The following is a 22,462-nucleotide window of genomic DNA, read 5'->3' as shown; positions in this document are numbered from 1 at the left end:
TCTGTAATATCAGGTCGTGACAACTGCCGCCTCTGGAATTGCATCCTGCATTTTGCCCAAAGTGTCAATGAGACTTTGCAATTGTTTATCTGCTTTGAGAACTGCTAAGCCGCGGACTGTGACTTTTCCAGGTGAGTAGACAAAACGAGATTTGAGATTTTCTGGTAAATTTGCTGCCAATAAATTCCAAGCTGGTTCTTCCATTGGCGTTTCTAAAATGACATGCTGCTTATTTTCTGGTTTAATACGGCTAAATCCTAATTTTTTCGCTAGTTGTTTGAGTTCCATCACGCGCAAAAGTTGACTAGCAGATACAGGTATAGCACCATAGCGATCGCTCCACTCACCAGCAATTTGTGTTAATTCTTCTTTAGATTTAGCTGTTGCTACCGCACGGTATGCACTCATCTTTTGATCCAAATCGGTAATGTAATCTGCTGGGATAAATGCTGTGAGGTTGAGGTCAATCTGGGTATCGTCCACTTGGGGAATTTCTTGGCCGCGGATTTCTCGAATTGCTTCTTCTAGCATTTCCATATACAAATCAAAACCGATCGCATCCATTTGACCAGATTGTTCTGCACCTAACAAGTTACCCACACCCCGAATTTCCATGTCGCGCATTGCTAGCTGATATCCAGAACCTAGCTGGGTGAATTCCTGAATCGCTCGTAATCTTTGCCGTGCGGCATCGGATAATGTTCGCTGCTTCGGATAGAATAGCCAAGCGTGAGCCTGAATTCCAGCACGTCCCACACGTCCGCGTAACTGATACAACTGCGCCAACCCGAAGCGGTGAGCATCTTCAATTAAGATGGTATTAACTCGCGGGATGTCTAAGCCAGATTCAATAATTGTCGTACAAACGAGAATATCAGCATCACCATTGCTAAAAGTAATCATGGTTGATTCTAATTGACTTTCATCCATTTGACCGTGAGCGATCGCAAACCTTCCTCCCGGTATCATCTCCCGCAAACTTGCTGTTGTCTCTTCAATTCCTTCAACGCGGGGAACCACATAAAACACCTGTCCGCCTCTATCTAGTTCTTGGCGAATCGCACTACGGACACTTTCTGGGTTCAGCGGTGCTAAATGGGTTTTAATTGGGCGTCTGGTGGGGGGTGGTGTGGTAATCAAACTCATTTCCCGAATACCCGACAAAGACATGTACAGAGTACGGGGAATCGGTGTGGCGGAGAGAGTCAGAACGTCAACCTGAGTTTTCAAACTTTTAATTTTCTCTTTTTGGTTCACTCCAAACCGCTGTTCTTCATCCACCACCAATAGTCCTAAATCCCGGAATGCTACGCCTTTACCCAAAAGTTGGTGCGTCCCGACAACTATATCTAATTCACCTGTTGCTAATCGCTTTTGAATATCGCGACGTTCTTCAGCGGTACGGAAACGGTTGAGTAAACCGACATTCACAGGGTAAGGAGAAAAGCGTTCTTTGAGAGTGTGGTAGTGTTGCTGAGTGAGGATAGTAGTCGGTGCAAGTAAGGCGACTTGTTTGCCAGAAGTGACGGCTTTGAAAATCGCGCGAATTGCCACTTCTGTTTTTCCGAAACCGACATCCCCACAAACTAAGCGATCCATTGGGCGATCGCTTTCCATGTCGCGTTTAACATCTTGTACAGCTTTGAGCTGATCTGTTGTCGGTTGGTAGGGGAAGGAATCTTCCATCTCTTCTTGCCAAGGCATATCGCCTGGGTAGCTAAAACCTTGTTGTTGCGATCGCGCCGCATAAAGTTTTAGCAAGTCTACTGCCAACTTCTTAATGGCTTTGCGAACTTTATTCTTAGTATTTTCCCAAGCTTTCCCGGTCATCTTGTTGAGTTCCGGTGCTTTATCGCCTGTGCTGCGGAACCGAGATAGCGCACCTACTTGATCGGCGGCGACTCTGAGTAACCCGTCAGCATACTGCACCACCAAATAATCACGAGTTTCGTCATTAATCGTCAAACTTTCTAATTTGACAAATTTACCAACCCCGTGGTTGCGGTGAACCACATAATCGCCTGGACGCAGCTTATTCGCATCAACTTGCTTAGAAATAGCTTTGCGGCGTTTGCGGAGATAGCCGGGAGTCGCTAAGGAGTGCTGTCCATAAAATTCTCGATCTGTGACGACTATCAGCCGATACGTGGGCATGATAAAGCCTTCTAGCTCCGCCAGACCAGAATACTTGAGAGCTACTGGCGTATGGTTGATTTGGAGCTTTTCAATCGCTTGGTAGTCGCGGGGATTAGGAATAAACTGCGCGGGACAGTCATGCTCTTGCAATAGTGACACAGAACGCGAAGGCTGGGCAGAAATCAGCCAGCTAGAGAAATTGCGATCGCGCTCTTGGCGGATAGTTTCAGCTAGTTTAGCAAACTGATGTGGCGTGACTGGAACAGATCTACTAGCCAGATTAATTCCACTATTTTCCTCTGACAGTTCTGATAAATATAATGTTTTAAATTTTGCAACCTCAGCCAAACAGTCATCAAACGAACAGTGAATCTTCGGTAACTGGTTGGATTCTCCAGTTACCAATCGCCATTGTTCTTCGGCATTCTCCACCCAGCGATCGCTGTGAGCATGGCACTGTTCTGGCTCATCAATGGCAATCAGTGTGTTTTCTGGTAAGTAGTCTAGAAGTGAGGCTGGTTGATTGAAAGCTAACCCCAAAAAGCGACGACTACCTTCTAGTGCTGAGTCCTGAGTTATGAGTTCTGAATCAGAATTTAACTCAGCACTCAGGACTTGGAACTCAGCACTCGTTTTCAATGCCGCCATGACGATGGGAGCGAAGCTAGTAGGAGTCAGAACTAGCTGGTCAATTTTATCAAGTGCCGAACGTTGAGTTGCTGGGTCAAATTCCCGGATTTGCTCAATTTCGTCACCAAACCATTCCAGCCGCACTGGTAACTCAGACGAAACCGGGAACACATCAACAATATCGCCGCGCCGACTCCATTGCCCTTCAGTTTCCACCAAAGGCACTCGCTCGTACCCCAAAGTCGTAATTTTCTCACTAAAGCTATTTAGGTCAAATTCCATCCCCCGCTTTAGAGTCAGGCAAAAAGATGTAAAAGCCTCTGGTGGTGGTAAGTGCTGTTGCAAAGCCACTTGAGTAGCGACAATCGCTATCTGTCCCTCGTTATTAGTCAATAACTCTTGACTTTTAACTTTTGACTCTTGACCCTTGACCCTTGACCCTTGACCCTTAACCAAATCTGCCAATACCTGCATTTGTCCCCAACTCATCTCGGTTTCGGGGTCAAAAGGTTCGTAGGGGGAAGCTTCGGAGGTAGGGTAAAAATATACACTTTTCCATCCCATTGCCTCCAATTGTGCGTAAACGCGTCCAGCTTCCTCTAGAGTGGCGCAGACTACAAACAAATTTTTGCCTTCAGTTTGTGCCAACGCCGAAGCCACCAAGCCTTTAGGCAGGCGGGGAATGCCATTTAACCGTAGTTCTTGTTGTCGATTAAGCTTAGAGATAAATTCAGTGGTGAGTGGCGATCGCGCCAAAGCACGCACAATAGAAGAAAATGCCATAAGTTGCTTGTGTGGGAGTCGTAGCAGGTCAGAAAAGATTAAGGCAGTTTATGTCCACTATTTTAAAAGTGTTAACAGCTGTCTCATTCTTTCTGTGGAAGAATAATGCATAACTACTGAATAGACTGTAGAAATATAACTACTACTTTATGTACACTTAAAGCGTTTATAGAAGCACCTTTAATACTAGATACTAGGGATTGAGCTAAGTTCGCATTGATAAGCGGCAATTTTAAACATGTCCTCCACCACTTTGGAAATTTTAATCGTTTTAGTACTCATTATTGCCAATGGTGTATTTTCTATGTCTGAGATGGCCGTCGTCTCGGCACGCAAGGTGAGACTACAGCAGCTTGCCAATCAAGGAGATGCCAAGGCACGAGCAGCATTGAAACTAGCTGAGTCTCCAAATCAATTTTTATCTACTGTTCAGGTCGGAATTACCTTGATCGGGATACTGACTGGTGCTTTTGGAGGAGCAACAATCGCCAATCGGCTAGAAGTTTATGTGCAGCTTGTTCCTTTTTTAGCGCCTTATAGTGAACCGATATCCTTTGGGATCGTAGTTTTGATCATTACTTATTTGTCGCTGATTGTCGGCGAACTGGTGCCAAAGCGTCTGGCATTAAACAACCCAGAACGAATTGCAGCTATTGTAGCTATTCCGATGCGAGCCTTGGCGGCGATCGCTTCCCCAATGGTGTATCTTTTAAGTGCTTCCACAGATATGGTACTACGAGTGTTAGGTATTACCCCTTCTACTGAGCCGCAAGTCACTGAGGAAGAAATCAAAATTTTAATAGAGCAAGGTACTGAGGCGGGAACCTTTGAGGAAGCCGAACAGGATATGGTTGAGCGAGTCTTTCGTTTAGGCGATCGCCCTGTCAGCTACTTGATGACACCCCGTCCCGATATAGTCTGGCTAGACTTAGACGACTCTCCCGAAGAAAACCGTCACAAGATGGTTGATAGTGCCTATTCCCGGTATCCAGTTTGTCAAGGGGGCCTTGACAATGTGCTGGGTATTATCCCCGTTACAGACTTATTAGCCCGGAGTTTTCGAGGTGAACCCCTGGACTTGACTATGGGACTAAGACAGCCCGTCTTTGTACCAGAAAGCACCCGTGGCTTAAAAGTTTTGGAATTGTTCAAGCAAACCATCACTCACATGGCGGTGGTAGTGGATGAATACGGCGTGATTCAAGGATTAGTCACTCTCAACGACATCATGAGCGAAATCGTTGGAGATGTTCCTTCCACAGATGGACAAGACCAACCACAAGCTGTACAAAGGGAAGATGGTTCCTGGCTATTGGATGGGATGTTGCCTGTAGAAGAGTTTTTGGAACTATTTGGTATGGAAGAGTGGGAATCTGAGGAGCGAGGCAGTTATCAAACGTTAGGTGGTTTTGTCATCACTCATTTAGGCCGGATTCCTACCGCAGCAGATCATTTTGAATGGCAAGGTATGCGTGTTGAAGTGATGGATATGGATGGCAACCGTGTTGACAAGGTGCTAGTTGTACCAACGGCAAATAAATCAGTGGATGTTACAAAGGCTGAGTAGCTGGGTATGGGGCATGGAACATGGGGGAAAGGGAAAGGGGAAAAGGGGAAAGGTGAAAATCATCCTTTTAGCCTCTCTTACAAAGTTGAGGCAGTCCGTTGGCGGGGTTCCCCCGCTTAAAGGAACTGCCGTCTGTTCGGAGGAAGCCTCTCTACGTTCGCGCAGCGTGTCGCAGACAGACGCTCCGCGAACCGCTCAGACTTTGTCCTTTACCCTTTAACCTTTTCCCTAATCCCTATCCCTATGCCCAATTAAGTCCGAGATAGACGTTTAACAGGTTCACCCGCTAGCATTTGATGCGCTTGTTCTAGAACCTGGGGGATTTTATCAGCGTGGGGACTGTCAGATAAACATTGCCGTAAGTCGAGTTCACTTAGCCTATCTGCTTTGTTGCCAGGGAACCAATGACTACCGCTACCTAGCAGGTTGTAGCGCATTTTGGCATACTCTACCAGATCGTAGGCGATCGCCAGATTCCACAGCCACAAAATCACGCGAATATTTAACTCACCTGGAGTTGCTTCAAAGGTGGGTAAATTAGTCTGCCAGGTTTTCACCCAATCTTCTCCCAAAGAAGCGATCGCTTCTGCTTCCAACCGTGCCAAAATTGGTGGCAAAATTTCTGATGCGCTGTCCAGCAACTCTAAAGTTTTCAGGTGTTCATCAAAATCTTGTGGTTTGGCCGCTCCCAAGCTCAAGGTATGCACATCTTGATGACTCAAACAAAACAAATCATTAAATACCATCGGACTTAAGGGAGCGCAAAGATTTACTAACTTTTGCGGTGGTTGATAAAGCATTCCCCCTTTATCAGATGGGCTAATAATAAACACTCCCATATCATGGCGTTTAGCAGCTTCAATTGCCGCCCAATTCCATTGATTAATGTAGTACCAGTGCAGGTTAACGTAATCAAATTGATTAGTACTAATCGCCTGCACAATCAGATCTGTTGCTCCATGTGTAGAAAAGCCGATAAATCTGACTTTTCCCTCAGCTTGCAACTGTTGCGCCACTTCCAAACAGCCACCGGGGCGGATACTGTAGTCCAAAGACTCAGGATGGTTGATGCCATGTAATCCCAATAAGTCAACATAATCTAGCTGGAGGTTTTGCAACGATTGTTCAAATGTCTCGCGGAATTCTTTCGCATCTGCCTTTGGGCTAACTTTGGTTTGAACAATCAACTTTTCGCGGGAAAACTTAGGCAATATTCTCCCTAACTGCATTTCCGAAGTGCCATAACCACGAGCAGTCTCAATATGATTAATGCCCACCTCCATTGCTTGTCTAATAGTCGCTTCGAGATTTGCCTGGTTGTCGGTAGGAATTTCCGAATCGGGAACATCCTGCCATTTGAACTGGTATCTCATGCCACCGCAGGAAAACACTGGCATCTGTAACTCTGTACGTCCAAAGCGTCTGTATAGCATTAGTGAATTTTTAATTCCTTCCCAAATTAAAATCTAAGGTTTTAAATCTAAAATTGCACTAGCGATGCCTATGCACTGCAAATCTTTGGCGGTGCGTTATGCTGGCGCAATAACATACCCTACGAAACTAATGTAGGACTTACGCACTGAAGCCTGAAACCTAGATCCCCCCTAGCCCCCCTTTTTAAGGGGGGAACTTCTAAAGCCCCCTTTTTAAGGGGGTTGGGGGATCTGAGTGCGTAAGTCCTGTAATGTTTTAGTGTTGAGCACGAAGTTCCGAGTTCCGAGCACGAAGTTCCGAGTTCCGAGCACGAAGTTCCGAGTTCCGAGCACGAAGTTCCGAGTTCCGAGCACGAAGTTCCGAGTTCCGAACACGAAGTTCCGAGTTCTGAGCACGAAGTTCCGAGTTCCGAGCACGAAGTTCCGAGTTCCGAACACGAAGTTCCGAGTTCTAAGCTAAAAAGTAGGAGTTTTGGGGTGATGTATGGCAAAAAACTGCTTCTTTTCTCTTGTGCTTGATGCTTTGCGTAGCTTGCTTATTTGCAAAAACATGTGTTTACGCACTTTGTTTATTTTAACTCAGTAGTACGCTTGCATCACCCAGTAAATGTCTGCCGTAGTACGCAAAAAATTTGTGTGTGACAAACAAAATATATCGCTGGCATCAGAAAACGACAAGGTTCCTAATGAAGTCTTTTACTAGAACAACTATCGAACCTCTGGAGGACTGAATGCAATCACTCTCAACTAATCAGCTAGCAACTAACTCCTCTAATTTACACTCCAAAAGTCAGGCAGAGTTATCTGCCAACGTATTTATCGGATCTTCAATTATCATTCCATTGATTTTATTTGCGGGTTTTAAACTTTATAAGAAACACCGTTCTGTTGTTTTACGCCAACAAATTGCCACCTTAGAGAAAGTGTGGCATTTGGATATTAAAAAACGAGCTTGAAAAAAGGAATATGGACAATGAAGTACTTATTTATAGTTTGGGTGCTTATAATATTCTTGATTTCTCCTAGTGTGGCGATCGCAGATGACAAAGCGATCAGTGTTTACACTCAAGCAAAACAGCCTTATTCTTTAATATCTGGTCTCGGTACAGTTCACCATCAGGTTTCTACTTCTAATCCCCAAGCGCAACAGTTTTTTGACCAGGGATTAAGTTTAATTTACGCCTTTAACCATGATGAGGCGGTGCGTTCTTTTGAACACGCTGCCAAACTTGATCCACATTTGGCAATGGCATACTGGGGTATGGCCTTAGCTTTAGGGCCGAACATTAACTTAGATGTAGATCTCAACCGGGAACGAGCTGCTTACCAAGCAATACAGCAAGCTTTGGCATTATCGAGCCAAGCATCAGCCCAAGAACAAGACTATATAACTGCTTTGGCAAAACGATATTCCCAAAATGTCGATGCAGATTTGCATCAACTAGCGGTGGACTACGCCAAGGCAATGGCAATTTTAGTAAAAAACTATCCCGACGATTTAGATGCGGCAACGCTTTATGCTGAAAGCTTGATGGATCTGCACCCTTGGCAACACTGGACTAAAGACGGCAAACCACAGGCAGATACAGAAGAGATTGTTACTGTTCTAGAATCGGTACTCAAACGTAACCCGAATCATCTGGGAGCCAATCACTACTACATCCATGCAGTGGAAGCCTCACCTTCTCCAGAACGTGCCCTCAACAGTGCCAAGCGACTAGAAACCCTAGCTCCATCTGCGGGACACTTGGTACACATGCCTGCCCATATCTATTTTCGTGTGGGAGACTATCAAGGGGCAATGCGAGCAAACGAGCAGGCGATCGCTCAAGACGATGCCTACATCAACAAGTATCACGTCCAGGGCACTTATCCCATGATGTACTATAACCACAACGTACATTTCCTCATGGTGGCTAGCAGCATGGCAGGAAGATACAAAGATGCTCTCAAAGCCGCAGATCAATTGGTCGCAAATATCATTGCCATTGACCCATATATGCCCATGCTTGAGGGATTACTAGGCAGCAAAATGCTAATTCAGGTACGCTTCGGGGACTGGGATGCCATCTTCAAAACTCCTGAACCTGGTGCTAAACTGCCAACCACTTCAGCACTTTGGCATTTTGCTCGCGGCATGGCAAACGTTGCCACAGGTAGACTTGAGGAAGCAGCAGCCCAAAGCCAAGCATTATTAGCCGCTAAACAAGTAATTCCCCCCGAAGCAACCATTGGAATTAGTCCCGCCAGTCGGATTTTAGACATTGCTACACAAGTTCTAGACGCCAAAATTGCCAAAGCTAAGCATGACTATGAATCTGCTATTAAATTGCTAGAAAAAGCTGTAGTAGCAGAAGACGCCCTTGATTACATGGAACCACCAGATTGGTACTTGCCTACGCGAGAATCCTTGGGTGGTGTACTTTTGGCTAAGGGTGACTATGCACAAGCCCAGAAAGTCTTTCGTGCAGATTTAGAAAAGTATCCCCATAATGGACGTTCTCTATTTGGCTTGCAGAAAAGTTTGCAGGCATTAGGTAAACATGAGGACGCTAAACTTGTACAAGCCGAATTGGCGACAGCTTGGAAAGATACGGATACGCAGCTACGCGTTGAGAATCTCTGAGATTAGGGATTGGGGAAGTAGGGAAAAGGTTAAAGGGCAAAGGGGTGATTTTTACTTTTCCCCTTTCCCCATGCCCCATACTCTTTATATTTGCCGCACTAGTGGCTGACCATCTTTGACTTCGCCAATTAAAACTAAATCGACACAGTTGACAAAAATACCATTTTCTAAAACACCGGGAATGTTATTCAGCGTTTTTTCTAGTCCGGCTGGATCATCAATAGAGTCAAATGTGACATCTAATACGAAGTTGCCTTGATCTGTGATTACTGGGCCAGCTTTTTTTACACCCATGCGGAGTTCAGGTTTGCCACCCAGTTTCTTAATAGCATCAGTCACGGGAGTAATTGCCATTGGGATCACTTCCACAGGCACAGCGAAACTAGAACCCAAGCGGTCTACTAATTTCCCACTATCTACAACAACAATGAACTGATTTGCCAAGTAATCTACGACTTTTTCGCGGGTATGTGCTGCACCGCCGCCTTTAATCAAATTCTTCTGTGGGTCTACTTCATCCGCCCCATCAATGGCAATATCGATGTGGTCGATAGCGTCCAAGGTGGTGAGAGGAACGCCGTACTGCTTTGCTAGAACTTCTGACTGAAATGATGTGGGGACACCAACGATATCTTTAAGCTCGCCAGACTTTAGGCGATCGCCTAAAAACTGAATTGTGTATGCTGTAGTTGACCCCGTACCCAATCCGACAATCGAGCCTGACTTGACAAGAGCTGCTGCGGCTTTGCCAACTTCTTGCTTCATCAACTTCACGGGATCTGCTGCTGTAGTCATTCCCAAAAACTCCTGAAAAACTGACTATAGTCCATAGTAATGGTCGGGTAACGCGAAAAGATAAAAGGTAAAAAACAAGTTTTTTCTGATTTCTTCTTTCATCTTTCCCTTTTAAGCTTTTGCTTCTGACTGAGTTAGGACAGCACAGTATACACCTGTTCTAGTGAACTATACAAAGTTAATTTTAAAGATATTATTTACTGAAACGGCAAGTAAATATTTAAATTTTAGATAGTTTATTAGCTTATACATTATACATGAAAGCACTTTATCACAAATAGTAAAGCATACTTGATAGCGATGTAAGCAACATTGCTAAGCCTATATTCGTCACTAGATGTAATAGAAAGAGGTGAGTTACAGTATCTAATACACTAGACTTGTAATTCACCTAAGTAGCGCAGTTTTTTCATTCGCAGTAGCAGTTAAAATTGATTATGGTAATGCGTCAGCTTTCAATTACTCTGTCGTTAGTGGCAATACTACAATTGCCAGTAATTGCTCAGTCCCCAGTGCCAGCAACATCTTCAGCAATACCATATGATTCTATTCAAAAGGTAGTTGCTACTAAATGGATGACAAATTTTTCCGATGGTAAGTTTTATCCAGAAAGGTTGCTGACTAGGGCAGAATTAGCCTCAATTATGGTAAAAGCATTTCGACTAGATAAGAGACAAGCTGTTAGCAAAGAAAATTTGGTAATTCCAGATGTTACTCCTACTAATTGGGCATTTAATGATATTCAGATAGTCTTAAAAACTGATATTATGAAAGGCTATCGAGGGAATATGTTTTTCCCTAACCAAAGAGTAACAAGGGCAGAAGCTTTTGCAATTTTTGCCCAAGCTTATGGCATATTTCAATTTCCTGATGACACTGTGAATGAAACTTTAGCCTCAAGTCCAGATCAGGCGTCTATTCCGGCTTGGGCTAGAAAAGCGATCGCCACAGTGGTTACTGAGGGATTTATCAATACAGATGCTCAAGGCAATATTGCCCCATTACGACCAATGACAAGGGGAGATATGGCTTATTTATTGAGTAAATATTTGCAACGACAGCAGCAACAACCAGAAACACCAGAAGTTCCGAGTATTCCAAATAGCCCAGAATCCCCGTAAGAAGAGAAGAGGAATAGGGCGCTCAAGGAGCAAACTGACAACTCATCAGTTACTAAAGTTATACTGTCCACTACAACTAACTTAGTCACAATGTAACAGTGTGAGATTGAGCGAGCAACCCGACCGTGGGAAAATCAGAATACCGAAACTAGAGACTTAGAGAGGAAAACCGCATAATATGCATCTGAGCGAAATTACTCATCCCAATCAGTTGCACGGTTTATCTGTTCGACAACTGCAACAGATTGCCCGTCAAATTCGAGACAAGCATCTCCAAACCGTAGCAGCAACAGGGGGACACCTAGGGCCAGGATTGGGTGTTGTAGAATTAACGCTAGGGCTTTACCAAACACTCGACTTAGACCGAGATAAAGTGATTTGGGATGTAGGACACCAAGCTTATCCCCACAAGCTACTTACAGGACGCTACAGTAGCTTCCACACTCTCAGGCAAAAGGACGGAATTGCTGGTTATCTCAAGCGCTGTGAAAACAAGTTTGACCACTTTGGCGCCGGACATGCTTCCACCAGTATCTCAGCGGCCTTGGGCATGGCTTTAGCGCGAGATCTCAAAGGGGAAAAATTTAAAGCTGTTGCGGTGATTGGCGATGGGGCATTAACTGGGGGGATGGCTTTGGAAGCTATCAACCATGCTGGACACTTACCGAAAACTAACCTGTTGGTTGTTCTCAACGACAACGAGATGTCTATATCTCCCAACGTCGGCGCAATTCCTCGCTATCTCAACAAAATGCGCCTCAGCCTACCGGTACAATTTATTAAGGATAATCTTGAGGAGCAATTCAAGCAAATTCCCTTTGTTGGTGAATCCCTGTCTCCAGAACTAGGACGCATCAAAGAAGGTATGAAACGCTTAGCTGTCCCCAAGGTAGGGGCAGTTTTTGAAGAACTCGGCTTTACCTACATTGGGCCAGTGGATGGACATAATCTAGAAGAGTTGATTTCCACTTTCCAACAGGCACATCAGATACCGGGCCCAGTTCTGGTACATGTGGCAACGGTAAAGGGTAAAGGCTATGAAATTGCTGAACAAGATCAAGTAGGCTACCACGCCCAAAGCCCGTTCAATGTGGCAACTGGCAAAGCTATTCCCTCCAGCAAACCCAAGCCTCCCGCTTATGCTAAAGTCTTTTCCCATACTCTAGTCAAACTTGCCGAACAAAACCCCAAAATCATTGGGATTACTGCGGCGATGGCAACGGGGACAGGCTTAGATAAACTTCAAGCAAAATTGCCCAATCAATATATTGATGTCGGTATTGCTGAACAACATGCTATTACTCTAGCTGCGGGACTAGCAACTGAAGGTATGCGCCCTGTAGCTGCTATCTACTCTACCTTTTTGCAACGCGCTTATGACCAGATAATTCACGATGTCTGCATTCAAAACCTCCCAGTGTTCTTCTGTTTGGACAGGGCAGGGATTGTTGGCGTTGATGGCCCCACCCACCAAGGTATGTATGACATCGCTTATCTGCGTTGCATTCCCAATATGGTAATGATGGCACCCAAAGACGAAGCAGAACTTCAACGCATGATAGTGACTGGCGTTAACCATACCAGCGGCCCGATCGCCATGCGCTATCCTCGTGGCAATGGCTACGGTGTTCCCCTGATGGAAGAAGGTTGGGAACCTTTAGAAATCGGCAAGGGGGAAATTCTCCGTACTGGTGATGATGTGTTAATTGTTGCGTATGGCACAATGGTCTATCCAGGGATGCAAGCCGCTGAAATTCTCAGCGAACACGGCATTGAAGCGACTGTGATTAATGCTCGTTTTGCTAAGCCCTTGGATACCGAGTTGATTTTGCCTTTAGCTCAGAAAATCGGACGCGTCATCACCCTAGAAGAAGGCTGTGTCATGGGTGGCTTTGGTTCTGCGATCGCTGAAGCTTTAATGGATGCTGATATTCTAGTTCCGGTAAAGCGGTTTGGTGTCCCAGATGTGTTAGTAGATCATGCTGAACCAAATGAATCTAAAACAGTATTAGGTTTAACTAGCCATCAAATCGCAGAAAGAGTGTTGCAAGCTTTCTTTCAAGAGCAACTATCTACTGTGAGCTAATTAAAGTTTTCCTTTGCCATATTCATTAGCGGTAAGTGGAAAATTCCCAACTGTTTCTGGTTATGAATTTTTGAGAGATGACCTAAAACATTAATATTTCGTCTAAATCCGGGTTGATGGTTGTCTCTTAAAAATTTTCTGCTATTAATTCAATCAACTGTAGAGTTGACTCTCTAGTTTTTTATAAGTAACTATATTCAAGTAAACAACTTCAACAGACACACAATCAATAAAAAAATATTTTAATTTTATCAAGCATAAACTAGTTGAGAATAACGTAAAAATTAACTCTAAACTCATCTTTGATTAAGTTAAAAAATAAGAGTCTTATAACAGTTTATTTACGTGTGGACGGAATACACCAATCTAGTTTCTAGCCCCTTTCCTCCACCAGAGTGTATTGCATACAACCGAGAAGCACTATAAAGTTGAATCGCCAGCGTGTTCCACTATATGAGTTAGAAATATTTATACTGGTACACAAAATTGCCATTTAAATCTCTTGCAAAAGATGGTAACTGTTGCGATTATTGCCAAGTTTATTCCTGCATGGGGTTTAGGCAAGTTGTTCGGATTCAGCTTTGATAATATCATGTTGATGTTTGGGCTATCTGTGGCTCAAGCTACCTCTACTCTGGCTGCGATTACCGTTGCTTATAAAATCGAGTTGGTCGATCAGTTAATAGTGAATGGCACGATCGCCATGATTTTAGTTACCTGTATTGCTTCTCCTTGGGTAACAAATCAGTGGGGACAAAAACTTAAGCCAGGAGAAGTTAGTAGTCAAAGCCGCGAAACAGGAAGTTTAGGCGATCGCGTTTTAGTCCCAGTTGCCAATCCCAGCACTGAAGATCTCAGTTTTGGGTCGTATACCAGAGGCGATCGCTCATACTCACCCTGAAGTTGCTATGATTATTGCTTATTTTCCCCATTAGCTGTAAAAGGGGACTGGGGACTGGGTGTAAAGAAAACTTTTTCCTAATTCCTAGTTCCTAATTCCCAGTTTTTAATCCCCAATATCCTATGACATCTTCTACAAACCAAGTTTATCCCGTTATTTGGCACAACAATGCAGTATCACTAATTGACCAAACCCGTTTACCCAACGAGTATGCATTTGTGGAAATTCACCGCAGCGAAGACATGGCGCAGGCGATTAAAACCATGATTGTTCGCGGTGCGCCGGCAATTGGTGTAGCAGCAGCTTATGGAATGTATCTTGGGGCCAGAGAAATCGAGACAAGCGATCGCCATTATTTCTTGGATCAATTGGATCAAGTCGCCCAATTGTTGCGTTCTACTCGGCCGACGGCGGTAAATTTATTTTGGGCAATCAGCCGCATGATGAAAGCCGCCTACGAAACCCTGGGAACAGTCGAAGAAATCAAACAAACTCTCTTCCAAACTGCCCAAACTATCAATGTTGAAGATTTGCAAACCTGCCAGGCGATCGGCGATCGCGGTTTGGCAGTTTTGCCCAAGACTCCAGAAAAGCTGACGATACTCACCCACTGCAACGCCGGGGCCCTAGCTACTGCTGGTTACGGCACGGCTTTGGGTGTTGTGCGTTCTGCTTGGAGAGAAGGGCGTTTAGCACGTCTGTTTGCCGACGAAACCCGCCCCCGCTTGCAAGGTGCAAAACTCACAACTTGGGAATGCGTCCAAGAAGGTATTCCAGTTACGTTAATTACTGATAACATGGCTGCTCATTGCATGAAGCAGGGTTTAATAAATGCCGTAGTTGTTGGTGCTGATAGAATTGCCGCTAATGGCGATGCTGCTAACAAAATTGGTACTTATAGTTTAGCGATCGTAGCCAAAGCACATAATATTCCTTTCTTCGTCGCTGCTCCCCTTTCTACTGTAGATTTTGAGTTGTCTGATGGTGGCAAAATTCCCATTGAGGAGCGTAACCCAGAAGAAATATACCAAATTGGCGACACTTTGATCACACCGTCTGGTGTAGATTATTACAACCCAGCTTTTGATGTCACACCAGCTGAATTAATTACAGCAATAATTACAGAAAATGGGGCATTGGCTCCAAGTGAGTTAGCAAAATCTCAGTTGAAACAAGTAGTCTAGTGCAATACTCAAGTCAAACAATATCAAATAACTTTTTGCAAAACTAAGTGCACTGGAATCTCAACCATAAATTTTGTCCCCTCCCCTAGCGTCGATTCACACCAGATTTTCCCCCCGTGCTTTTCTGTGACAATTTGATAGCTGATAGATAAACCTAAGCCCGTACCTTTACCAACATCTTTAGTAGTAAAAAATGGGTCAAATAGCCTGCTAAAAATATGTTCTGGAATACCAGAACCATTATCGGCTATTGAAATTAACACATAATTTTCTGAAGAGACTTCGGTACTAATCCAAATGCTCAATATTTTGTTATTAACAAATGATTCTTCTAGAGTATCAATTGCATTAGAAAGTAGATTCATAAACACTTGATTTAACTGTCCTGGATAACATTCAACTAAAGGCAATTGACCATAATTTTTGATAACTTGAATCAATGGACGATGAGCCTGTGCTTTAAAACGGTGCTGTAAAATCATTAAAGTATTGTCTATGCCTTCGTGCAAATCTACAGCCTTGAATTCAGCCTCATCTAAGCGAGAGAAATTCCGCAAACTCAAAACAATTTCCCGAATACGCGTTGTACCTACTGTCATAGATTGAATAACTTTATTTAAATCTTCTATTAGAAAGTCAAGTTCAATAGTGTCAATTTTTTCTTTAATTACTTGCGGTGAATTTGGATAATACTGCTGATACAGATCTATTAATTGTAGTAAAGATTCGGTGTACTCTTGAATATAATGAAGATTAGAGTAAACAAAGCTAACTGGGTTATTAATTTCATGTGCGATTCCTGCTACCATTTGACCCAAAGCTGACATTTTTTCACTCTGGATCATTTGGGATTGAGTATCATGTAATTCTTTAATAAGTTTCAAAAGATAAGTATTTTTATCATTTAATTCTTGAGTTCTATCTGCAACTGTTATTTCTAAATTTTGATTAATTAACTCTAATTTTTCATTAGCTTCTTGTTGCTGTTGCAGGAGTTCTTTAACCCAAGCAATTAGTTGATTAAACGAAGAAGCAAGTACACCTACCTCATCTTCATTTTTAATAAGAGCTTGCAAGTCAAAATTTGACTCCTGAATAGTGCGTTGAGATATTCTGGTAAGAGTTTGAATTGGGCTAGCAATAGCCTTAGTCGTCACAATTGCCAAAACCAGCGCAGTTAATCCAGAAAACAGCAAAGTCACTATAATGATTTGTAACTGTAATTTTCTAGAAGTTTCGAGAGTTGATTGTGCTAAGTCATACTCAGCATGAGAAAAGTTGATGATTTCAACCAAATCTTCTAAAAATCCATTCATCTGCGAATGTATAGGATTTTCATTGAATTGTTCAATTTGCGTCTGAACTGCGTCAATATTTTCGGATTTTAACTTAGTAAGATTAATTTGCTCTAAAAGCTCATCTAGTTGATTTATGTAAGCGTCTGTAGCCTCTCCGTATTCCTCAATAAATTCCCTTGTTCTCTCTGCTTCGCCTGGTAATTCCTTTTCTTCTTCGCCCTTGGTTGCTCCCTCAGAGTCTTTAAATTCTTGCCACGCTAGCTTGAAATCTGAGTAGTACTTCAAAAAAAGAGCATACTGTTTCTTCAATTCTTCAGGTTTTTTGAGGACTGGGATAAATTCATGTTTGCGCGATCGCGTTTGCAACAAGTCGGTTTGTAAGCGGGTCAAAAGTTGATATTCTTCTAGAGCATCTTCTTCTATTTCTTGCGCTACTTGTTGATAATAGTGCGTCAGTCCTACTCCCAATGTTGTACCAACAATTGTCAGCCCCAAAGTTAGAGCATACCCAAGACCGATTTTCTGTCCAACCTTCAATTTTTCAAACCATTGACCGACTTTGAATAAGGCCATTCGTTTTTTTAAATAAATGTTTTATATAATTAGCTTTCCCATATCTATGGTGTTTTAATTACAGGTAAACACTTAAATAAAAATATTTTTTACTTGAAGAGGCCTAATTTTTCTTAATAGTCCAAAAAATTATCTCTTTGGGAGTTGCCAGTTCTTAACAAGCTTAGTTATATTCTTAGAAATTATTGTATCTATCTTGAAAAGTCGGGATAACAGCAACCTAATTAACTTCATGAAAAAAACAATTCTGATAATGTCATTAATTATTTGCCTTTTTTGGATTGCGAGTTGCAAAAACTCACAAACTGATACAGTAAAGGAAACTCAAACAAATCCGGTTGAAAAACCTCAAACAGAAACTATACAAGAAACTTCAACAGGCACTCAAAATAAACCTGATACAACTCAGAAGACTGCAACCAAACAACCGAAAATTGGCACAGTCAAAGAGTTAGTGAATGGCGACCTTATGTGCTATGTCACTTTAGTAGATGAAAAGGGAACTGAACATAATGTAGGTGCATCATTTGATATTTGTGCAGAACAGACAACTTTTTTATTTAAAAAAGTACGTGCTTTTTATGAAATAGAATCAGTTAATGATTGTCAAAGCGCTGAGCCCTGTGGCAAAACCCGAAAAGAATCTCTGATCACAAAGATGGAGATTCTAAAGCCAAATTAAAGATGATTATTGAATTTTGCATTTTTAATGAAGCCAAAGATAATCACTCATGAGGCAAGATTCTGATACCAGTTTTGGGATCAAATACAAACAACTCATTTAAATCCAGTTGCAGAGAAAGGCCATCGCCTGGACGCAGACGCACATTTCCACCTGTTTGAATATTCAGCAACGCCGTTGATCTGGGTAAAGCTGCACGAATTAAAGTTTCTCGCCCCAAAGGTTCCACTACTTTAACTTCCACAACTAACTGATTCTGATTTTCTGCTGCTTGTTGCAGTTCATTAATAAAAATATGCTCAGGACGAATCCCCAAATTAAAGCTTTGTCCTTGGGGTAAGTGTAAATTATCCTGCATATATGGGGGAATTACTAATAGCTGTCCAGAGACATCAAAACTATCACCCTGATAGATTGCAGGTAAAATATTCATTGGGGGATTGCCTAAAAAAGCCGCCACCATTTGATTAGCAGGACGCGCATAAATAGATTGAGGATCGCCAATTTGTTGAATCCGTCCCCGATTTAGTACCACGATCTGATCAGCCAAAGTCATGGCCTCAACTTGATCGTGGGTGACGTAGATAGTTGTAATACCTAATTCTTGATGTAGCTGTTTTAATTCTGCTCGTGTATCGTCTCGCAATTGAGCATCTAAATTAGACAAAGGTTCATCAAGTAAAAATACTTGTGGTTCGCGGGCGATCGCTCTCCCTAATGCTACCCGTTGTTGTTGTCCCCCAGAAAGTTGTTTGGGTTTGCGATTTAGCAGCTGTTCGAGAGAAAGCGATCGCGCCACATTCACGACTCGTTCTTGAATGATTTTCGAGTCAACTTTCCGCATCTGCAACCCAAAGGCAATGTTTTGCGCCACTGTCATGTGAGGATACAGAGCGTAGTTTTGGAACACCATCGCCACATCTCGCTGTCTGGCTGGGACATTGTTTACCAGCGAATCGCCAATAAAAAGTTTGCCAGATGTGGCACTTTCTAAACCCGCGATCGTTCGCAAAATTGTAGACTTACCGCAACCTGATGGCCCAACCAAAACCCAAAACTCTCCATCGGGAATTTCAAAGGTAATGTCCTCGATAGCGGTGACATTGTTAAATCTTCGCTTAATATCTTCTAGACGAACTTTTGCCATAAGCCGATTTGAAGTTGTGGATTAGTAAGGAAACTCTCCAAACAATTTTATTCGAGTAATTCTATTAATTCCTTTGTTGTAAGTTCAGCATCACATAAGTATCTTGCATAGCAATCCTTTATTGGTGGAATTGAGGGGCAAAAAGTAATATTGAACTCAGGACTATGGGCTTTCATCCGTTCAATCTGACGAAGTATTAGGCTGCGTTGTTGGTGTAGAAATTTGATTTTCCTGCATAATTCTGATCAGAAACCGTAAAGCCTCATTGACAGCATCAGCATTGGGAAACATCTGTACAACATCAGGTTCTAAACGAATTATTGTTTCACCAAAGCTCTTTCGCCCAGAGCCAAATTTTCTGACTCTTAGGCTCTTTAAGTCATACTCTGAACGCAGATCATCTTCCATTTCTGATTTACCCTTATTCATAAGCTTCTCGCTCTGCTGGCGTTACAAATCTTGCACTAATGAGGCGAATCAAATTTCCTCTCTCCGTATACGACACGATTAATAAGCGTCCCTGATTTGACTCTCCAACAATAAGGTAACGCTCCTCATCATCTGAGTGGTCTGGATCGTAGAAGTCAACATAGAGCGATCACCGAAAACAGTTTTGGCTTCTTCAAACGAAACTCTGTGCTTTGACAGATTTTTTGTCGCTTTGTTTTCGTCCCACTCAAACTTCATGGAAATATTGTATCATCGTGTATTTCAAGGGATTTTTGGAGTTACTTTACTTATTAATAACTGTTTTCCCAGTTAAATTTGGTAGTTTTGGTATTAAATTACTACCTTTTAAATACCTACAAGTTCTGGTATTGTCTCATCAATTTCTGATTCTAAACAAAGTTCAATTACTTCTTTAATATTCACCATTAACTCATCAATTGTTTCTCCCTGGCTGTAACAAGCTTTTAGCTGAGGAACTTCTCCGACATAGTAGCCATCCTCATCTCGTTCGATGATGACGTAGAATTCTCGCTTGTTGGCATTGATCATAATTTCTTTTTACTTCAACTCAAAATCATTTTTCTGGACTTTTAGACCAGGCTGGGTGAGATAGTAGAGAAGACATCACTCGCACTCCCCGCAGTTGATTAGAGAGGGGTAAGTGACCTTTGGGGGCACTCAAATCCCAGGTAAACTCATGTGGGTATCGCGTCCAGTTATTGCCACTTCTCCAGCCGATTTTCGACCAGAAATTGTCCCAATTTTTTCCTAAACTCAACCAAATTTCTCGCTGCACCGAAAAGCCAAACTTGCCCTCAGAGTGAACTAACCACAGGTTGTTAATGGTTTGCAAGTCAACAGTCGGGGCATTTTCTACCTCAGTAAAATACAACCATTTTCTTTGTACAGCCGTTGGCCCTGCTAATTCACACATTTTCTGTATGGTTTCGCGATCGGCTGCTTGAAAGTCTTGGAGAGCAAGTAGCTGTTGCAAGGGATTGTAATTAATCCCGCACTCTGATTTTAGAGGTACAATTCCTTCAGGAAAATTAGTTTGCATGAATTCTTTGGCTTTGGGTGCATCAGAGTTGTAAAGGACTTGGTAGGCTTTGCCATCAACCCAAGTCACTGGGTGATCACGACGTTGCAATAAAAATTCCATCAACACATCTAATCCTTCATTATCCAGGTCAGCCAACTGTGAGATGATTTGTTGTTGGGCTTTTTCAGACCCAGAAATTAACTGGAGGCGGAGAGAGTCGATGTCATTAGCTGTGCCTGATACAATCATTGGGTCTGTCATGCCATTACTGGTGTTAGCGGTCAGTGAAAAAGTGTTCGCCCTTGAAGGCGTGCCGTAGGCGATCGCCTATCGGGTGTTTTCTAAAGCTAAACACTGATAGCGAAAAGTAGTTTACTATTTTTGATCGTACAAAATTACGATGGTTTCACTGAAAATCCATACCTCACCCCCAAATGCTGTACAAGGGGAATAGGGGAAAAATCTGCGCCTCATGACTTGGTGAACAAAAGACACAGCAATATCTGCAAGCCTGCCAAAACAATATTTTCAAAAGTGGCGGCGTATCTATCAGGAGCGTGTGAAGTATGTACGACAAGATTACTCCCCCCACAACCGGAGCAAAAATCACCTTCAAAAATGGTGAACCTATTGTGCCTGAAAATCCAATTATCCCCTTTATTCGGGGCGACGGCACAGGTATAGATATTTGGCCTGCTACCCAAAAAGTACTAGATGCTGCGGTAACAAAGGCATATAAGGGCCAGCGTCAAATCAGTTGGTTCAAAGTTTACGCTGGAGATGAAGCTTGTGATTTATACGGTATTTACCAGTATTTACCTCAAGATACTTTGACAGCGGTTCAAGAATATGGTGTAGCTATCAAAGGGCCGCTGACTACTCCTGTCGGGGGTGGTATTCGTTCTTTGAATGTAGCATTACGGCAAATTTTTGACCTGTATGCCTGCGTGCGTCCTTGCCGTTACTATGCAGGTACACCCTCACCCCACAAAAATCCCGAAAAGTTGGATGTGATTGTTTATCGGGAAAATACAGAAGATATTTATTTAGGTATTGAGTGGCGTCAAGGTAGCGAAATCGGCGATCGCTTGATTAAAATCCTTAACGAAGAACTAATTCCCGCCACCCCAGAACATGGGAAAAAGCGAATCCCTCTTGATTCTGGCATCGGTATTAAACCAATCAGCAAAAGCGGTTCTCAACGCCTAGTAAGACGTGCTATCAAACACGCCCTGCTGTTGCCCAAAAATAAGCAACAAGTGACTTTGGTGCATAAAGGCAACATCATGAAGTATACCGAAGGTGCTTTCCGCGATTGGGGTTATGAATTAGCAACTAGCGAATTTCGCGCTTCTACTGTCACTGAACGGGAATCTTGGATTTTGAGTAACAAGGAAAATAACCCCGATATTTCCTTAGAAGAAAATGCCCGTCAAATTGATCCAGGATTTGACAGCCTGACCACAGATAAACAAGTGCAAATTGTCAAGGAGGTTGAAAACGTTCTTGACACAATTTGGGAAACTCACGGCAATGGCAAATGGAAAGACAAGGTATTGGTGAATGATCGAATTGCTGATAGTATTTTTCAACAAATCCAAACCAGACCCGATGAGTATTCGATTCTGGCAACGATGAACTTGAACGGCGATTATTTATCTGATGCTGCTGCGGCAATTGTTGGTGGGCTGGGAATGGGCCCAGGGGCAAATATTGGTGATGCCTGTGCCATCTTTGAAGCAACCCACGGTACTGCGCCTAAACACGCTGGGTTAGACCGGATTAATCCCGGTTCGCTGATTTTGTCTGGTGTGATGATGCTAGAGTATTTGGGCTGGCAAGGAGCCGCAGACCTGGTTAAGAAAGGTTTAGGGGATGCGATCGCTAATAGTCAAGTTACTTACGATTTAGCACGGTTGCTAGAACCACCAGTTAAACCCCTAAAATGTTCTGAATTTGCTGAGGCGATTATTCAGCATTTTGGTAATGGTTAATAGTAATTAAGGAC

Annotated in this window: 18 protein-coding genes and 1 pseudogene; 9 read left to right on the top strand and 10 right to left on the bottom strand. The window is 42.9% G+C overall.

Annotated elements, in window-relative coordinates; all coding sequences use genetic code 11:
* Positions 1 to 9: 9 nt before the first annotated feature.
* Positions 10 to 3,549 carry a transcription-repair coupling factor gene (gene mfd, locus HCR01_RS04700; protein WP_193194972.1) on the bottom strand — a complete coding sequence of 1,180 codons (3,540 nt, stop codon included), beginning with the start codon at positions 3,547 to 3,549 and terminating at the stop codon, positions 10 to 12.
* A 238-nt stretch (positions 3,550 to 3,787) separates the two neighbouring features.
* On the opposite strand from mfd, the gene HCR01_RS04695 reads away from it, so the two are divergent.
* Positions 3,788 to 5,116, top strand: a complete 1,329-nt coding sequence (locus tag HCR01_RS04695) for a hemolysin family protein (protein ID WP_193194970.1) — start codon at positions 3,788 to 3,790, stop codon at positions 5,114 to 5,116.
* A 251-nt stretch (positions 5,117 to 5,367) separates the two neighbouring features.
* On the opposite strand, the gene HCR01_RS04690 is transcribed toward HCR01_RS04695, so the two are convergent.
* Positions 5,368 to 6,549: an aldo/keto reductase gene (locus tag HCR01_RS04690; protein WP_193194968.1), complete on the bottom strand. Its 1,182-nt coding sequence runs from the start codon at positions 6,547 to 6,549 to the stop codon at positions 5,368 to 5,370.
* 731 nt (positions 6,550 to 7,280) lie between these two features.
* Here HCR01_RS04690 and HCR01_RS04685 point away from each other — a divergent pair.
* The gene (locus HCR01_RS04685; protein ID WP_193194966.1) at positions 7,281 to 7,505 is read left to right on the top strand and encodes a hypothetical protein; all 225 of its coding nucleotides are present in this window, start codon (positions 7,281 to 7,283) and stop codon (positions 7,503 to 7,505) included.
* Between the two features lie 17 nt (positions 7,506 to 7,522).
* Positions 7,523 to 9,175, top strand: a complete 1,653-nt coding sequence (locus HCR01_RS04680) for a tetratricopeptide repeat protein (protein WP_193194964.1) — start codon at positions 7,523 to 7,525, stop codon at positions 9,173 to 9,175.
* Between the two features lie 84 nt (positions 9,176 to 9,259).
* On the opposite strand, the gene rpiA is transcribed toward HCR01_RS04680, so the two are convergent.
* Positions 9,260 to 9,970: a ribose-5-phosphate isomerase RpiA gene (gene rpiA / locus HCR01_RS04675; protein WP_162394796.1), complete on the bottom strand. Its 711-nt coding sequence runs from the start codon at positions 9,968 to 9,970 to the stop codon at positions 9,260 to 9,262.
* A gap of 443 nt (positions 9,971 to 10,413) precedes the next feature.
* Between rpiA and HCR01_RS04670 the strand changes: the two genes are divergently transcribed.
* The 4 genes and pseudogenes from HCR01_RS04670 (at position 10,414) to mtnA (ending at position 15,262) form a co-directional block, all read left to right on the top strand.
* The gene (locus tag HCR01_RS04670) at positions 10,414 to 11,091 is read left to right on the top strand and encodes an S-layer homology domain-containing protein (protein WP_193195211.1); all 678 of its coding nucleotides are present in this window, start codon (positions 10,414 to 10,416) and stop codon (positions 11,089 to 11,091) included.
* Positions 11,092 to 11,269: 178 nt separating this feature from the next.
* Entirely contained in the window at positions 11,270 to 13,177 is a 1,908-nt protein-coding gene (gene dxs, locus HCR01_RS04665; protein WP_193194962.1) for a 1-deoxy-D-xylulose-5-phosphate synthase, read from the top strand.
* A 511-nt stretch (positions 13,178 to 13,688) separates the two neighbouring features.
* Positions 13,689 to 14,030, top strand: a pseudogene (locus HCR01_RS04660) (cation:proton antiporter); the annotation flags it as partial.
* Positions 14,031 to 14,200: 170 nt separating this feature from the next.
* Positions 14,201 to 15,262: an S-methyl-5-thioribose-1-phosphate isomerase gene (gene mtnA, locus HCR01_RS04655; protein WP_193194960.1), complete on the top strand. Its 1,062-nt coding sequence runs from the start codon at positions 14,201 to 14,203 to the stop codon at positions 15,260 to 15,262.
* Positions 15,263 to 15,285: 23 nt separating this feature from the next.
* On the opposite strand, the gene HCR01_RS04650 is transcribed toward mtnA, so the two are convergent.
* Positions 15,286 to 17,133: an ATP-binding protein gene (locus tag HCR01_RS04650; RefSeq protein ID WP_193194958.1), complete on the bottom strand. Its 1,848-nt coding sequence runs from the start codon at positions 17,131 to 17,133 to the stop codon at positions 15,286 to 15,288.
* 232 nt (positions 17,134 to 17,365) lie between these two features.
* Between HCR01_RS04650 and HCR01_RS04645 the strand changes: the two genes are divergently transcribed.
* The gene (locus HCR01_RS04645; RefSeq protein WP_193194956.1) at positions 17,366 to 17,815 is read left to right on the top strand and encodes a hypothetical protein; all 450 of its coding nucleotides are present in this window, start codon (positions 17,366 to 17,368) and stop codon (positions 17,813 to 17,815) included.
* A gap of 43 nt (positions 17,816 to 17,858) precedes the next feature.
* Here the strand turns inward: HCR01_RS04645 and HCR01_RS04640 are convergent, their stop codons facing one another.
* The 6 genes from HCR01_RS04640 to HCR01_RS04620 all read right to left on the bottom strand — a co-directional run bounded on the left by HCR01_RS04640 (position 17,859) and on the right by HCR01_RS04620 (position 20,715).
* Positions 17,859 to 18,962 carry an ABC transporter ATP-binding protein gene (locus HCR01_RS04640; protein ID WP_193194954.1) on the bottom strand — a complete coding sequence of 368 codons (1,104 nt, stop codon included), beginning with the start codon at positions 18,960 to 18,962 and terminating at the stop codon, positions 17,859 to 17,861.
* 180 nt (positions 18,963 to 19,142) lie between these two features.
* The gene (locus tag HCR01_RS04635) at positions 19,143 to 19,391 is read right to left on the bottom strand and encodes a hypothetical protein (RefSeq protein ID WP_193194952.1); all 249 of its coding nucleotides are present in this window, start codon (positions 19,389 to 19,391) and stop codon (positions 19,143 to 19,145) included.
* On the bottom strand, positions 19,384 to 19,503 hold the full coding sequence (locus tag HCR01_RS40685; protein WP_413773922.1) for a hypothetical protein: 120 nt from the start codon (positions 19,501 to 19,503) through the stop codon (positions 19,384 to 19,386). The genes HCR01_RS04635 and HCR01_RS40685 overlap by 8 nt, the downstream gene beginning before the upstream one ends.
* On the bottom strand, positions 19,470 to 19,649 hold the full coding sequence (locus HCR01_RS04630; protein ID WP_413773920.1) for a BrnT family toxin: 180 nt from the start codon (positions 19,647 to 19,649) through the stop codon (positions 19,470 to 19,472). The genes HCR01_RS40685 and HCR01_RS04630 overlap by 34 nt, the downstream gene beginning before the upstream one ends.
* A 108-nt stretch (positions 19,650 to 19,757) precedes the next feature.
* Positions 19,758 to 19,961: a type II toxin-antitoxin system HicB family antitoxin gene (locus tag HCR01_RS04625; protein WP_193194950.1), complete on the bottom strand. Its 204-nt coding sequence runs from the start codon at positions 19,959 to 19,961 to the stop codon at positions 19,758 to 19,760.
* Between the two features lie 25 nt (positions 19,962 to 19,986).
* Positions 19,987 to 20,715 carry a GUN4 domain-containing protein gene (locus tag HCR01_RS04620; protein WP_193194948.1) on the bottom strand — a complete coding sequence of 243 codons (729 nt, stop codon included), beginning with the start codon at positions 20,713 to 20,715 and terminating at the stop codon, positions 19,987 to 19,989.
* 305 nt (positions 20,716 to 21,020) lie between these two features.
* Between HCR01_RS04620 and HCR01_RS04615 the strand changes: the two genes are divergently transcribed.
* Positions 21,021 to 22,448 (top strand): NADP-dependent isocitrate dehydrogenase, encoded by a 1,428-nt coding sequence (locus HCR01_RS04615; protein WP_193194946.1) that lies wholly within the window; start codon positions 21,021 to 21,023, stop codon positions 22,446 to 22,448.
* Positions 22,449 to 22,462 lie beyond the last annotated feature (14 nt).

The organism is Nostoc sp. MG11 (assembly GCF_014904695.1).
Taxonomy (GTDB): domain Bacteria; phylum Cyanobacteriota; class Cyanobacteriia; order Cyanobacteriales; family Nostocaceae; genus Komarekiella.
The sequence above is the reverse complement of the archived record's forward strand: the minus strand, read 5'-3'. Positions and strand labels throughout refer to the sequence as shown.

Excerpts from the sequence above, each read along its gene's own strand:
- HCR01_RS04695 (WP_193194970.1), top strand. The coding sequence starts at position 3,788 with ATGTCCTCCACCACTTTGGAAATTTTAATCGTTTTAGTACTCATTATT.
- mfd (WP_193194972.1), bottom strand. The coding sequence starts at position 3,549 with ATGGCATTTTCTTCTATTGTGCGTGCTTTGGCGCGATCGCCACTCACC.
- HCR01_RS04615 (WP_193194946.1), top strand. The coding sequence starts at position 21,021 with ATGTACGACAAGATTACTCCCCCCACAACCGGAGCAAAAATCACCTTC.
- mtnA (WP_193194960.1), top strand. The coding sequence starts at position 14,201 with ATGACATCTTCTACAAACCAAGTTTATCCCGTTATTTGGCACAACAAT.
- HCR01_RS04630 (WP_413773920.1), bottom strand. The coding sequence starts at position 19,649 with ATGAAGTTTGAGTGGGACGAAAACAAAGCGACAAAAAATCTGTCAAAG.
- HCR01_RS04670 (WP_193195211.1), top strand. The coding sequence starts at position 10,414 with ATGCGTCAGCTTTCAATTACTCTGTCGTTAGTGGCAATACTACAATTG.
- rpiA (WP_162394796.1), bottom strand. The coding sequence starts at position 9,970 with ATGACTACAGCAGCAGATCCCGTGAAGTTGATGAAGCAAGAAGTTGGC.
- dxs (WP_193194962.1), top strand. The coding sequence starts at position 11,270 with ATGCATCTGAGCGAAATTACTCATCCCAATCAGTTGCACGGTTTATCT.
- HCR01_RS04685 (WP_193194966.1), top strand. The coding sequence starts at position 7,281 with ATGCAATCACTCTCAACTAATCAGCTAGCAACTAACTCCTCTAATTTA.
- HCR01_RS04625 (WP_193194950.1), bottom strand. The coding sequence starts at position 19,961 with ATGATCAATGCCAACAAGCGAGAATTCTACGTCATCATCGAACGAGAT.
- HCR01_RS04620 (WP_193194948.1), bottom strand. The coding sequence starts at position 20,715 with ATGACAGACCCAATGATTGTATCAGGCACAGCTAATGACATCGACTCT.
- HCR01_RS04690 (WP_193194968.1), bottom strand. The coding sequence starts at position 6,549 with ATGCTATACAGACGCTTTGGACGTACAGAGTTACAGATGCCAGTGTTT.
- HCR01_RS04680 (WP_193194964.1), top strand. The coding sequence starts at position 7,523 with ATGAAGTACTTATTTATAGTTTGGGTGCTTATAATATTCTTGATTTCT.
- HCR01_RS04635 (WP_193194952.1), bottom strand. The coding sequence starts at position 19,391 with ATGAATAAGGGTAAATCAGAAATGGAAGATGATCTGCGTTCAGAGTAT.
- HCR01_RS04640 (WP_193194954.1), bottom strand. The coding sequence starts at position 18,962 with ATGGCAAAAGTTCGTCTAGAAGATATTAAGCGAAGATTTAACAATGTC.
- HCR01_RS04645 (WP_193194956.1), top strand. The coding sequence starts at position 17,366 with ATGAAAAAAACAATTCTGATAATGTCATTAATTATTTGCCTTTTTTGG.
- HCR01_RS04650 (WP_193194958.1), bottom strand. The coding sequence starts at position 17,133 with ATGGCCTTATTCAAAGTCGGTCAATGGTTTGAAAAATTGAAGGTTGGA.